The following is a 12,984-nucleotide window of genomic DNA, read 5'->3' as shown; positions in this document are numbered from 1 at the left end:
GTGAAAGTAGGTCATCGCCAGGCTCCAAATTAAAGAAAGCCCGATTCGAAAGAGTCGGGCTTTTTTGCGTTTTAGCTATTCACATAACGTGCCCTATTCATTCTTGAGGTAGGTTGGGTAGAGCGGAGCGAAACCCAACACGAGTTAGCGAGTTGCAAGTTAGCAAGGGTAAAGTTGAACTGTGTGGTTGTTTAGTACAGAGTCATTCTAAGCTCACCCTGTTCATTCTCCAGGTAGGTTGGGTAGAGCGGAGCGAAACCCAACATGAGTTAGCGAGTTGCTAGTTAGCAAGGGTAAAGTTGAACTGTGGTGTTGTTTAGTAGAGAGTCACCCTCAGCAACAAACCCCTGTAGGAGGCACTTCAGTGCCGAATTCAGACCTTTACAAAAACATTCACGGCTAAGCCATTCCTACAAGTAAACTTTGCCTAGACCCTAGACCCTAGACCCTAGACCCTAGAGCCTAGAGCCTAGAGCCTAGAGCCTAGAGCAAGAGCCCCCGGCAGAGGAAGACGCAGTACCAAGCACCCACACCTAGCGGCTGATCGCTGACGGCTGAAAGCTGATAGCTCTGTGTTGGGTTTCGCTGCGATCTACCCAACCTACGCCACGCCTTCCAACTTTCCAGTTACTAACAAAAAAGCCCAGCCGGTTTCCCAGCTGGGCTTCTATATCTAGCAATGATGAGATTACTTAATCATGCTGTAGATAAGAGCAAATACTGCTAGAGAGCCAACTGTTAATACGAACAGTGTGCTTAAGCGGTTTCTGTATTTGTGTAAGCTAGGTACTTTATAAACGGCAATCATCGGCATGATGAAAAGGATCATGGCGATGATAGGGCCTGATAGTTGATCCATCATGTCTAAAATACTTGGGTTGATCACTGAGCAATACCAAATAGCGAAGAACATGATAACAGTGCCAATTTTATCAACGAGTTTAGGGTTCATATGGGCTTGTTTACTAACAAGACCATTAAAGCTTTCACGGGCACCTAAGAAGTGACCTAAGAACGAAGAGGTAATTGCAATAAAGGCAACTAATGGCCCTAAGGTCGCAATAAACGAGTTATCAGTGATATTGGCAAGGAATGACAAGATAGACACGTTATCAGCTTTTGCTTGTACCATTTGCTCAGTAGATAGTGACAGTACGCACGAGAATACAAACAGTAAAACAAACACAATTAATAATAAGCTGGTGCGCTTTAGAATTGCTTCTGATTTCATTTTGGCATTATTGCCGTAGTGAGCGCGCTGTACATGCACAAAGCTTGATATTGCTGCAGCATGGCTAAATGAGAATACAATGATAGGTATTGATAACCAAAGTGTTTTCATGAATCCTGAAAACTCAGGGACTGATACATCTGGCATTTGCCAGCTTGGGATCAAGTAAATCGATAAGAAAAACAAGATAGCGACGAGAGGATAAACAAGGATTGCAAAAGCACGTAACATGAGTGCTTCGCCACCTAACATTAGGCTGATCATACCGCCAACGAGCAGGCCAGATAACAGCACGCGTGGGGGTGACTCCATACCTAATTGATTAACGATAAAGCTGTCTACAGTATTGGTTAAGCCAACACCATAAATAAGTAAGATAGGGAAGATAGACAGAAAATACAGTAAAGAGATTAAGCGCCCTGCATTAATGCCAAAGTGTTCTTCTACTACATCGGTAAAGTCTGCTTCAGGCTTTTTTGATGATAAAACAAAGCGGGCTAAGCCTCTGTGAGCTAAGTAGGTCATCGGAAAAGCAAGGCATGCCATGATAATTAAAGGCCAAAATCCGCCGATGCCGATATTAATTGGTAAGAATAAAATCCCTGCACCGACTGCGGTGCCAAATAAACTTAACACCCACTGGGTGTCATGAAGATTCCATTTTGAGTTACTACTTGTTGTCGATGCATCATACTGCATAGCATCTTGATGTGTGTTCATTAGCACTCCACTATTAGAATAATAATTGTCGCGCAGCATATAGAAAAGCGACTAAGAATGCATGTTTTAGCGTTGTATTTAAATAACTATGCTGTAAGGAGAGACTTACAAAGGAAAAAGTTGGGCTTATTGAGATAAGCCCAATTAAGCTATTTATTCTGCAGCTGCAAGTGCGCGAGCTTTAATGTCTGCGGCAAATGCTAAACCTTTCTTAAAACGTGCCTCAGCTGCAGTGATTTCACTTTCATCACCATTAGCGGCAAGTACCCCTTGTGAAAGGGCTTTATATAGTGCGCTAATTTGGGCCTCGTAGCCGGCTTCAATTGCTTTTTCAACAGTCGTCATGGTTATTCCTTTAATAGTTTGAGAGAGCAAAATACTATAGGAACAAAGGCTTATTGGCTAGGTTAAACTGATTGTAAAATAAGGAGTATTAAAGGAGCTAGAGTTAAGATGACAGGATAGATGCTGGGTTTCGCTACGCTCTACCCAGCCTACGATATTTAACGGAACGCTCTAGTTCTGTAATGCCGATACGACAAAAAACGGATTCAGATACTCTTCTTTACTGTTATACAGTAGTGGGCTGCCATCGAGTTTGCTAACCGTTGCGCCTGCTATTTCAGCAATCGCATGACCTGCTCCGGTATCCCATTCACAGGTTGGGCCAAGGCGCGGGTATATATCTGCACTCCCTTCGGCAACTAGACAAAGTTTTAGCGAGCTGCCCTTTGAAACCATTTCTACATCTTCAAACTGTTTTACGAATTCAGCTAAATCTGGAGAAGGGTGTGAACGACTACCGACAACACGGATAAGCCCTTTATTTGGCTTACGAGTTACCTTAAGTTCAATGCGCTCATCACCTTTATCTTTAAAGGCACCAATTGCTTCAGCAGCAATATACGACACACCTAATGCCGGTGCATCGACAACAGCTAATACCGGTTTACCTTTTTCTATCAAGGCAATGTTCACGGTGAATTCGCCATTCTTTTTGATGAACTCTTTGGTGCCATCAATTGGATCTACTAACCAATAGCGTTGCCAAGTTTGACGAATATCCCAGCTAATATCAGCGCTTTCTTCGCTTAGAATTGGTACATCTGGAGTAAGGTGATGTAAGCCATTCACAATCACTTTGTGAGCTGCTAGGTCGGCGTCGGTCACTGGGCTTTCATCAGCTTTGTACTCAACATTAAAGTCCTTTTCGTAAATCCCCATTATTGCACTGCCGGCTTGGCGTGCGAGGAGTAAGATTTCTTCTAGCAGTTCCGTTTGATTCATGACTTAACCTATAATTTGCTGTTGTTTTAAATACGCTACCAGCTCTTGCACCGATTGGTCTAGGGTGTTTTTACTGGTGTCGATTTTAATTTCTGGCGATGTAGGGATTTGATAGTCTGAGTCGATACCTGTGAAGTGCTTAATTTCACCTGCTCGCGCTTTTTTATAAAGCCCTTTAGGATCTCGGGTTTCACACACGTCGAGCGGGGTATCTAAAAATACCTCAATAAACTCACCATCTTCTACTAAGTTTCTTACCATATCGCGTTCGCTTTGGAATGGCGAAATAAATGCGGTTAATACCACAAGACCGGCATCGACCATTAGTTTTGCAGTTTCACCGACGCGGCGAATGTTTTCCACGCGGTCTTCATCAGTAAAGCCAAGATCTTTACACAAGCCATGACGCACATTGTCACCATCGAGTAGATAGGTGTGAACACCTAATTGATTTAATGCGCTTTCTAGTGCGTTCGCAACTGTGCTTTTGCCTGAACCTGAAAAACCAGTGAACCATAGAATGGTAGGCTTATGCTTTTTTTGCTCACTACGCTGTGATTTGCTAATGGCGTAATTATGCCAAACGATATTTTCATCCATTGTCTTTACTCTCGTTATTGAAATGGGAATACCAGTGGTATAAGTATTAATACTGTAATCGAGTAAATAATCGATAAAGGTAAGCCCATGGCAATGTAATCTTTAAGGCGGTAATTTCCCGCACTGTAAACCATCAAGTTAGTTTGATAACCAAATGGCGAAATGAAGCTAGCCGATGCACCAAATGCGACAGCCATAATAAAGGGCAAAGGTGATACATCAAAACCAACGGCGAGTGCATACGCTACCGGAAATGAAAGCGCGGCAGCGGCATTATTGGTAATGAGTTCGGTAAATAAAACCGTCATTAAAAATATTGCGATAAATGCCCCGTAAGGCCCGAAATCACCTAATACGTATAACATGGCTGATGAAATTTCACCGGCAAGGCCTGTGCCTATCATGAGTTTGGCAAGGCCAATAGCACTACCCACTACTGCGAGTAACTCAATCGGAAAACGACGTTTTACTTCACTTAGCTTGATTGTGCCTGTTAGCATTAAACCGATAAGAAGAACGAGTAGGCCCTTAACTAATGGTACTAGGCCAACAATACTTAACCCCAATACGGCAGCAAAACTTGCTAACACAATATTTGATTGCTTAGGTTTTAAATGAGTTTGTAAATCAAGGCCTGATATATAAACGAACTCACGTTTTAAATTAGGTAGCGAGTAAAACTCTTTGCCAGGCGCAAGGATCAATGAATCACCCGCTTGCAATTGAACTTTACCTAAGCCGCCTTGTAAACGGTCATGGCCGCGGCGAATAGCAATAACGGCTGCATGAAATTGTTCACGAAAGCGAACTTCTTTAATTGTTTTACCAATGTATTTTGAAGAATGGCTAACAACGACTTCAACTAGGTGCTCGACATCTTTCTCATGTTTGTCGTGAACAACTTTTAAGCCATCAAATCGGGTAAGCAGAGGCACAGACTTTATATCACCTACAAAAAGTAATACGTCACCTTCTTTGATAACTTGTTTTGGCGTAACTGCGCAAATACGTTTATCACCACGAATAATTTCAGCTAAGAACAAGTCTTTTAATTCACGAAGGCCATTTTCCTCAACACTTTTACCAATTAGCTTTGAGCCGGTTTCTACTTTACCTTCAAGGTAAAAGGGCACCACTTCTTGGTTATTTTTACCGTTATCTGGTAAATATCTGAGCATCACTAAAATAGTGATAAGGCCAACGCTCAATGCGCCTAAACCAATCAAAGTAAAATCAAAAAAACCAAGTGGCTCCATGCCCGCTTCAACGGCAAAGCCATTAACAATTAAATTGGTTGAAGTACCAATCAGGGTGATCGTGCCACCTAAAATAGCAGTGTACGATAAAGGTAATAAAAGCTTAGACGGTGAATGTGTCGGGCTTTCTTTTATCGAGCTAATCAGTGATGCCACTACCGCAGTATTATTGGTAAATGATGATAAAAAGGCGGTTGATAAACCAAGCTTGGTCACCGAACTTGTCAGGCTACCTTTAGAAAGAGACTGAGCAAGTTTTTGTACTAAGGTGGTTTTTTCTACAGCTATCGAAACGAGTACAAGTAGAATAAGGGTGATTAAAGAAGGGTTTGCATAGTTAATTAGCATATCTTCAAGGCTTATTAGCCCTGCTAAATAACTAATACCAATGGCGCCGACAAATAACCATGCAGGTTTTAGCCGAGTGCCAAAAAGGCACCCCACTAATACCAGCATAATGCCTGTTAATACCAGCTGTTGATACATGCTTTTTACTTCCTATAACAGGCGAATAGTGATTATTTAAGCTTAGTTATATCAAGCGCTTGCCAATGAGGGAAGTGCTTGCGTACTAAAGCGTTAAACTCAACTTCAAAGTCGCTAAAGCTACTTTGTTGCTCTTCAATGCTAAGTAATTGCTCAATCATACCTGCCGCAACGGTTAGGTTTGATAGGCGGTCAATTAGGATAAACGCACCTGTTTCATGGTTGTTGTGGTACTCATCAGCCAAAATTGTTTCTGTAAGCTCTAAGGTTACAATCGCAATTTCGTTAAGTTGTAATGAGTCTGCTTGACCATGCTCAAGGGTATTTACATCAATCGTGTGATCGATTTTTCTTACCACTGCCGAGGTGTTTTTGCTGCCTAACTTAAAGTTATAGCTTTTACCTAATACTAACGGTGCTTCATGCATCCATACTAATTTAGCTTGAATACTGTTTGTTACAGCGGCTTTTGAAGCGGCTGGTACAATCACATCGCCACGGCTGATATCAATTTCGTCGTTTAATGTTAAAGTGATTGCTTGACCTGCTTCAGCGGTATCTAAGTTGCCATCGAAAGTTACAATCTCTTTGATGCTTGAGCTTTTACCTGATGGTAATACTTTTACTGCATCACCCACGCTGAACTTGCCAGACGTTAAAGTACCTTGGAAGCCGCGGAAGTCTAAGTTAGGGCGTACAACATATTGCACCGGAAGACGTGCTTCAAAACCGTTATCAAGTTCAGCAGCTGGCGAGTCTTCAAGTAACTCAAGTAGTGGTTTATCAGTGTAGTAAGGTGTGTGCTCTGAGCGTGTAACTACGTTATCACCTTTAAGCGCTGACATAGGCACAAACTTGATATTTGTAACGTTTAGTTGCTCTGCAAACTTAAGGTAATCCGCTTTGATTTTCTCATATACGGTTTCATCGAAATCGACGATATCCATCTTATTGATAGCAACAACAAACTGCTTAATACCTAGTGAGTCACAGATAAAGCTATGACGCTTAGTTTGTACTTGTACGCCGTAACGAGCGTCAACTAAGATAATCGCCACATCACTGGTTGATGCACCGGTTACCATGTTACGCGTGTACTGCTCATGTCCTGGCGTATCAGCAATAATGAACTTACGTTTTGCTGTTGAGAAGTAACGATAAGCAACGTCAATGGTAATACCTTGCTCACGTTCAGCTTGAAGACCATCTACAAGGAGTGCTAAATCAAGCTCTTCACCCGCATTACCAACTTTTTCATTGTCTTTATGCAGGGCGGCAAGTTGGTCTTCATAAATTTGGTGACTGTCGTGTAAAAGGCGGCCAATCAGCGTTGATTTACCGTCATCCACACTACCACAAGTCAGCATGCGTAAAAGGCTTTTGTCTTGTTGACGTGCAAGGTAGGCGTCGATACCTAACTCTCTTACTTCATTAATCGTGTCGTTTGTTTTAGACATTAGAAATAGCCCTCACGTTTTTTCTTTTCCATTGAACCAGCAGAGTCGTGATCAATCACGCGGCCTTCACGCTCAGAAGAGGTTGAAAGCAGCATTTCTTCAATAATTTCAGTTAAGGTTCCTGCTGTTGATTCCACAGCACCCGTTAGCGGGTAACAACCAAGAGTACGGAAACGGACCGATTTCATTTGCGGTACTTCACCTTCTTCTAATGGCATACGCTCGTCATCAACCATGATTAGCGTGCCGTTACGCTCAACGACAGGGCGTTCTTTAGCAAGGTAAAGTGGAACCATTTCAATGTTTTCTTGGTAGATATACTGCCAAATATCAAGTTCAGTCCAGTTAGATAGCGGGAATACACGAATGCTTTCACCCGGGTTAACTTGGCTGTTATATGTATTCCAAAGCTCTGGACGTTGGTTTTTTGGATCCCATCTGTGGTGTTTGTCACGGAATGAGTAAACACGCTCTTTAGCACGTGATTTCTCTTCGTCACGGCGTGCCCCACCAAACGCAGCATCAAAGCCGTATTTATCTAACGCTTGCTTTAAGCCTTGCGTTTTCATGATGTCGGTGTGCTTTGCTGAGCCGTGTACAAATGGATTGATATCAATCTCTAACCCTTCAGGGTTTTTGTGGACGATTAAATCAAAGCCATACTCTTTAGCTAGGCGGTCACGAAACTCGATCATTTCCTTAAACTTCCAGTTGGTATCAACGTGTAAAAGTGGAAATGGGATCTTTGCTGGATAAAACGCTTTACGCGCCAAGTGTAATAACACTGATGAATCTTTACCAATTGAGTAAAGCATCACCGGGTTTTCAAACTCAGCAGCAACTTCGCGCATGATTTTGATACTTTCAGCTTCTAATTGCTGAAGGTGTGTTAAAGCCATTGTTAGTCGTCCTACTAAAATGATTAAAAGTTAAATTAAGCTACGCCAGTAATTGGCTGGGCAAAGCTGCTGGTTTGCTCTGTTTGACCAAACCATGCAAGCTGATGATGCAATGATGCAACTTCGCCAATAATTAATAAGGCGGGTGAGATAATGCTATGGCGTGAAATCAAATCAGCCAGCTCACCTAATTGCCCTGTAACCACACGTTGTTCTTTACGTGTGCCGTTTTCGATAATGGCAACGGGGGTATCTGCACCGCGGCCATGTTTTAATAGTTGTGCTTGAATATGCGGTGATTTAATCACTCCCATATAAATCGCTAAGGTCTGATTTGGCTTGGCAAGAGACTGCCAATCTAATTCTTGACCATCTTTTTTACAGTGACCCGTTACAAACTGAATGGCTTGCGCATGATCTCTGTGAGTAAGTGGAATACCTGCATAAGCGCTACAACCTGCAGCAGCAGTAATACCCGGTACGATTTGGTAACGCACTTTATTCGCGGCAAGAACTTGTACTTCTTCACCACCACGACCATAAATAAACGGGTCGCCGCCTTTAATACGGCATACTTTTTTGCCTTGCTTGGCAAAATCGACCAACATCTGATTGGTATCTTCTTGCGCCACACTGTGATCGCCTAACCTTTTACCTACGCAAACTAGGTCGGCATCACGGCGTACTAAATCCATAATTTCATCAGAAACCAAGTAGTCATATACCACCACATCGGCTTGTTGCATTAACTGCAGTGCTTTTAAGGTTAATAGCTCAGGGTCACCTGGGCCTGCACCTACAACATACACTTCGCCTTCAGGTTCTGGCTTTGCATCTAACAATTGCTCTAACTGCGCTGTTGCAGCTTCGGTATTACCCGCTTGGACTTTGCTTACAACTGATGAATCAAATACGCCTTCCCAAAACTGGCGGCGGTCAGCAAAGTGTTTAAAGCGTTGTTTTACTTTGTCACGAAAGCTGCCAACTAATGTAGCGAGTGGACCTATATGCTGTGGAATAAGCGTTTCGAGTTTTTCGCGTAAACGACGTGCTAATACTGGCGCTGTGCCTGCGCTTGAAATTGCAATTGTGATTGGATCACGGTCAACAATTGATGGAAAAATAAAGCTGCACTTAGGTTGATCATCCACCACGTTAACGAAAATATTGCGCGCATTAGCAAGTTCGAACACATCTTTGTTAACGCTGTCTATGTCAGTTGCAGCGATTACCAGCATTTGCTGATCTAAATACTGTTCTTTGAAAAAGTCGTTAATGAGTGTTACATCACCTTTCTCAGCAAGTTCTCGAAGTTCATCACAAAATTCAGGGGCGACTAGCGTCACATGAGCACGCGCTTTTAAAAACGCACGGCATTTGCGTAATGCGACATCTCCACCGCCGACTACCAGCACAGGTTTGTCGTCTAATTTGGTAAAGATTGGTAAATATTGCACTTTGTTCTCACCCCTAAAACACATCAAGAAACTGCTTATTGCAGGCAAGCAGAATATAGTGCTCTAAAAAAAGTAAAAAATAATTAAAACCAAGTTTATATAACTAAAAGTTATACCAAGTGGTTTGTTTTGGCTTAAGACTTAGTTAACAAGGGATTGCGGCGAGTTACAAGTAAATAAGCAGCCTTATGGTGATTAGTTATGATTTATAGCCGAATGATAAAAATTTGCTACTATAGGTCACTAATATGGCAACACAAATATAAGAGCTATGACTAAAATGCAAACAAGCGCTGCCCAAGCGGTGGCACTGATGGACTTAACAACTCTAAATGACAGCGACACAACAGAAACCATTAATAACTTGGTTGCCAGTATTGAGCCAACGTTAGGCATTCCTGCAGCGGTCTGTGTGTATAGCCAGTTTGTAAGTGATGCAAAGCTTGCTCTCGCTGAGCGTGAACTACAGCAAGTCAAAGTGGCTACAGTTACTAACTTTCCTAGTGGGGAGCAACCGTTAGAGCAAGTGTTAAATGAAACCTTATTTGCCATTGAACGCGGCGCTGATGAAATTGATTTAGTGATCCCCTACAAAGCGCTTATTGGTGGTGATGAGCGCAAAGTTTTAGAGTATGTCAAAGCGTCTAAAGAGGCATGTGGTACTCAAGCGCAGCTTAAAGTCATTATCGAAAGTGGCGAATTAAGTGATGATCTCATTGCAACAGCAACTAAGCTGGCAATTGATGGCGGCGCTGATTTTGTTAAAACCAGTACTGGTAAAGTGGCTGTCAATGCAACGCTAGCTGCAACAGACATCATGTTGAACAGCATAAAAGCGAGTGGCAAAAAGGTTGGTTTTAAGGCGGCAGGCGGGGTCAGAACAGTCACCGAAGCTGCTGAGTATTTAGCCCTAGCTGAATCAATTATGGGTGAAGCGTACTTACAACCCGAGCTATTTCGTTTTGGCGCTTCTGGGTTATTAAAAGATGTGTATGCAACATTAAATGAATCGTGAAAGTGAACAAGAGAAAATAGCGCTCGAGCACGGCGCAGCAAAGTTGTTTTTGCGCTGTTACGAAAAGCAGTTTGGCGTGAGTATGCGCAATATTTGGCATAACACGCCGAGTAAACCAGACGTGAGTTGTTATAAAGGTGATGAACGGCTTGATATTGAAGTCGCACATTTATATGCCAGCGAAACAGAGGCAATGGCGGTGTTAGGCCGGCCGCTGTCTATCTCAATGCAACGAGATCTTGCTGAAATGGCTTTAGCACCGAGTAACGAGCGTTTGCACTGTGCTTTACATCGCTTGCTGGCACAAAAAGCTAAGAAACACTACGAGTCTACTCAGCCTTGGTTATTAATTCGAAATGCCAGTACTATATGGCATCTTGATGATTTTAAGTCAGTACTTACTCACCTTGATGTGCCTAAGCATCATCCATTTCAACAAATTTGGTTGTTATGTGATTTTTATCGTGGTGAGTTATTACAAATTTTATAATGGAATGAGATAACAACAATGAAATTTAAACGTTCAGGGACGCAAACACTTCTATCGAGTGTTTTTCCAAGTTTAGCATTAGCAGGTGTAGTTGCTGTATCGCTCACGGCGTGTACTAACCCAAGTACACCTGCGGGTGAAGAAGGTTACGTATTTGAAAAGCCGCGGGTGTTTGGCGAAGGCGGTTATCAAGGCACTATGATTGGCCCAGCTAACTACGGCATGTCACTTTGGCGCAATCAGGTGATTAATATTGATATGCGCCCGAATACGTATACTGAAGCATTTAAAATCTTAGCTAACGATGACTTAAACATTAGTTTTGATTTTCATGCGGTCATTTCAATAGAAAGCGGCTCTGTCAGAGCGGTGGTTGAGCAATACGGTGGTGAAGATTGGTATCCGCGATTTGTCCGTGAAACATTTAGAACTTATGTGCGTGATATAGTGCAGCAATACGATAGTGGTGTGTTAAAAACCAATCGCGAGAAAATAGCTGCAGAAGTAACAGCCCGGTTAAAAGCGTATTTAGAACCAACGCCATTTAAGCTCGCCAATGTCGTAGTGGGAAATATTAACTATCCGGCTATTGTTGCTAATGCTGTTGAGAAAAAGTTAGCTGCACAACAATTACTGTCTGAAAAAGAAACGCAAAAAGAAATTGCACGAAAAGATGCTGAGATCCGTGTAGAAGAAGCGAAAGGTATTGCACAGGCGCAAAAAATAATTAATGCCACTTTGACGCCAAATTATCTACAACATGAAGCTATTAATGCGCAGTTAAAGATGGCTGAGTCACCTAACCATACAACAGTTTATATTCCTGTTGGTAACAATGGTGTACCACTGGTGAAAGGCACAAACTAAGGGTTTAAACAGCCAGTGCTGGCACTGGCTGTTAGTTTGCTTAGTTAAATTTAAACATACTGCCAAAGCTTTCTAAACTTGATTTGTTCGTTTTGGCAATACACCCTGAATCATCAAGCGACTTCTTAGTTGTCTCATCAGCAAGGCCAGTCACTTTCAGCTTTTTTTCTTGCTGATACTCAGTGAGAGCAATCACCGTTGCTTGATCGTACTCTACGTCTTCTATTTCATATTCTTCGTAGTGAGGCTGCCTTTTCAAATAACCCAAACAAACCAAGTTCAGTCGTGACATCGCTAAGTCTGTTTTTTCGTAGTAAGGCATTCTGTGAGTTGGAACACTAACCGATGCAACTGGCGCTTTAGCAGGAGCTGCAGCTGCGGTTACTTTTATTGGTGCAGGTGCTGTATGGCCAGCTGCAATGGTGTTATCACTATTATAGCGATAATAAGTTGTTGGCACTTTTGATTCTAAAAACTCAACAGCTTTTACGATCACTTCGCGCAATGCTTTTTCTTTTGGTGTGTTTGACCAGCTACTTAAGTTACCACCAACGAGTGCGCCACCAAAATTGGTGGCAGCTGATGTAAAGTCAAAATCTTTACTGCCACCCTCAACACTGGTAGCGGCTAAAATGCGTGAAGTACGCGTATCGATTAAGCGTAAATCTATCGCCATGTGCGAACTTGAAAAACCAGCCGACACAGAGCTAAATACATCACCGATAAAGCCACCACTGGCGACACGAGTGCCTGAGTTGTCATCATCAAACTCTGTGACTGCGGCAACCACAACAATTTCGGCTCCCTCTATTTCACCATACGCAGCACCAGAAGCGGCACTCACACGGCCTGATACAGCAAGGTCTTGTTCTGATAATACGGCATCAAGTGCTTGTCGCTCTAAAACAATAAAGCGATTTGTACTGACTAATGCGGTTGTGAGTTGATCGGCCATACCTTCACCAATTTCTTTACGCCACCAACGTGAATCGTTTGATTTATCAGTAAAGCGGGCAACAGCGATCCGAGCTTTTGGGCCATTGTATTGCTGCTGTGCAACTTCGTTTATATCTGGGCTATTGGTATTGCTGGTGGTTGTCGAAGTACTCTGGCATGCAGTCAGTGCCGCAGCAAGTAACGTAATCGAAATTGCTTTGTGTGTTTTGGTGAGCATATGACTTTCCTTAACTTATATCTCATGCAGTAAATAACGCCGCAC

General features: G+C 42.6%; 12 protein-coding genes. 3 read left to right on the top strand and 9 right to left on the bottom strand.

Features of this window, described 5'->3' with window-relative positions; all coding sequences use genetic code 11:
* Positions 1-688: 688 nt before the first annotated feature.
* From EXT43_RS00325 to cysG, 8 genes are all read right to left on the bottom strand, one after another.
* Complete coding sequence (locus tag EXT43_RS00325; RefSeq protein ID WP_130166131.1) at positions 689-1,951, bottom strand: aromatic amino acid transport family protein; 1,263 nt, start codon at positions 1,949-1,951, stop codon at positions 689-691.
* A gap of 153 nt (positions 1,952-2,104) precedes the next feature.
* Positions 2,105-2,296 carry a hypothetical protein gene (locus EXT43_RS00320; RefSeq protein WP_055022144.1) on the bottom strand — a complete coding sequence of 64 codons (192 nt, stop codon included), beginning with the start codon at positions 2,294-2,296 and terminating at the stop codon, positions 2,105-2,107.
* Positions 2,297-2,467: 171 nt separating this feature from the next.
* Complete coding sequence (gene cysQ, locus EXT43_RS00315) at positions 2,468-3,238, bottom strand: 3'(2'),5'-bisphosphate nucleotidase CysQ (protein WP_130166130.1); 771 nt, start codon at positions 3,236-3,238, stop codon at positions 2,468-2,470.
* Positions 3,239-3,241: 3 nt separating this feature from the next.
* Positions 3,242-3,838 (bottom strand): adenylyl-sulfate kinase, encoded by a 597-nt coding sequence (cysC, locus tag EXT43_RS00310; RefSeq protein WP_058586654.1) that lies wholly within the window; start codon positions 3,836-3,838, stop codon positions 3,242-3,244.
* Between the two features lie 14 nt (positions 3,839-3,852).
* Entirely contained in the window at positions 3,853-5,580 is a 1,728-nt protein-coding gene (locus EXT43_RS00305; protein WP_130166129.1) for an SLC13 family permease, read from the bottom strand.
* A gap of 32 nt (positions 5,581-5,612) precedes the next feature.
* Entirely contained in the window at positions 5,613-7,037 is a 1,425-nt protein-coding gene (cysN, locus tag EXT43_RS00300) for a sulfate adenylyltransferase subunit CysN (RefSeq protein ID WP_130166128.1), read from the bottom strand.
* On the bottom strand, positions 7,037-7,936 hold the full coding sequence (gene cysD, locus EXT43_RS00295) for a sulfate adenylyltransferase subunit CysD (protein WP_105173930.1): 900 nt from the start codon (positions 7,934-7,936) through the stop codon (positions 7,037-7,039). The genes cysN and cysD overlap by 1 nt, the downstream gene beginning before the upstream one ends.
* A gap of 35 nt (positions 7,937-7,971) precedes the next feature.
* Positions 7,972-9,393: a siroheme synthase CysG gene (gene cysG / locus EXT43_RS00290; protein ID WP_054564014.1), complete on the bottom strand. Its 1,422-nt coding sequence runs from the start codon at positions 9,391-9,393 to the stop codon at positions 7,972-7,974.
* 271 nt (positions 9,394-9,664) lie between these two features.
* Between cysG and deoC the strand changes: the two genes are divergently transcribed.
* Genes deoC through EXT43_RS00275 form a run of 3 tightly spaced genes read left to right on the top strand, consistent with a single transcriptional unit; the run spans position 9,665 to position 11,765 of the window.
* On the top strand, positions 9,665-10,408 hold the full coding sequence (deoC, locus tag EXT43_RS00285; protein WP_130166127.1) for a deoxyribose-phosphate aldolase: 744 nt from the start codon (positions 9,665-9,667) through the stop codon (positions 10,406-10,408).
* Complete coding sequence (locus EXT43_RS00280) at positions 10,398-10,898, top strand: hypothetical protein (protein ID WP_058586658.1); 501 nt, start codon at positions 10,398-10,400, stop codon at positions 10,896-10,898. The genes deoC and EXT43_RS00280 overlap by 11 nt, the downstream gene beginning before the upstream one ends.
* Before the next feature lie 18 nt (positions 10,899-10,916).
* The gene (locus EXT43_RS00275; RefSeq protein ID WP_062564378.1) at positions 10,917-11,765 is read left to right on the top strand and encodes an SPFH domain-containing protein; all 849 of its coding nucleotides are present in this window, start codon (positions 10,917-10,919) and stop codon (positions 11,763-11,765) included.
* A gap of 40 nt (positions 11,766-11,805) precedes the next feature.
* Here EXT43_RS00275 and EXT43_RS00270 read toward each other — a convergent pair whose 3' ends face one another.
* On the bottom strand, positions 11,806-12,939 hold the full coding sequence (locus tag EXT43_RS00270; protein WP_130166126.1) for a CsgG/HfaB family protein: 1,134 nt from the start codon (positions 12,937-12,939) through the stop codon (positions 11,806-11,808).
* Between the last annotated feature and the right edge of the window lie 45 nt (positions 12,940-12,984).

This window comes from Pseudoalteromonas sp. CO109Y (genome assembly GCF_004208935.1).
GTDB lineage: Bacteria > Pseudomonadota > Gammaproteobacteria > Enterobacterales > Alteromonadaceae > Pseudoalteromonas > Pseudoalteromonas shioyasakiensis.
Note: the sequence above shows the minus strand (reverse complement) of the source record. Positions and strands in the feature narration are given on the sequence as shown.

What these genes read in the sequence shown, in the direction of transcription:
- cysN (WP_130166128.1), bottom strand. Translation starts at nt 7,037, where the DNA reads ATGTCTAAAACAAACGACACGATTAATGAAGTAAGAGAGTTAGGTATC.
- cysD (WP_105173930.1), bottom strand. Translation starts at nt 7,936, where the DNA reads ATGGCTTTAACACACCTTCAGCAATTAGAAGCTGAAAGTATCAAAATC.
- EXT43_RS00305 (WP_130166129.1), bottom strand. Translation starts at nt 5,580, where the DNA reads ATGTATCAACAGCTGGTATTAACAGGCATTATGCTGGTATTAGTGGGG.
- deoC (WP_130166127.1), top strand. Translation starts at nt 9,665, where the DNA reads ATGACTAAAATGCAAACAAGCGCTGCCCAAGCGGTGGCACTGATGGAC.
- EXT43_RS00275 (WP_062564378.1), top strand. Translation starts at nt 10,917, where the DNA reads ATGAAATTTAAACGTTCAGGGACGCAAACACTTCTATCGAGTGTTTTT.
- cysC (WP_058586654.1), bottom strand. Translation starts at nt 3,838, where the DNA reads ATGGATGAAAATATCGTTTGGCATAATTACGCCATTAGCAAATCACAG.
- EXT43_RS00320 (WP_055022144.1), bottom strand. Translation starts at nt 2,296, where the DNA reads ATGACGACTGTTGAAAAAGCAATTGAAGCCGGCTACGAGGCCCAAATT.
- EXT43_RS00270 (WP_130166126.1), bottom strand. Translation starts at nt 12,939, where the DNA reads ATGCTCACCAAAACACACAAAGCAATTTCGATTACGTTACTTGCTGCG.
- EXT43_RS00280 (WP_058586658.1), top strand. Translation starts at nt 10,398, where the DNA reads ATGAATCGTGAAAGTGAACAAGAGAAAATAGCGCTCGAGCACGGCGCA.
- EXT43_RS00325 (WP_130166131.1), bottom strand. Translation starts at nt 1,951, where the DNA reads ATGAACACACATCAAGATGCTATGCAGTATGATGCATCGACAACAAGT.
- cysQ (WP_130166130.1), bottom strand. Translation starts at nt 3,238, where the DNA reads ATGAATCAAACGGAACTGCTAGAAGAAATCTTACTCCTCGCACGCCAA.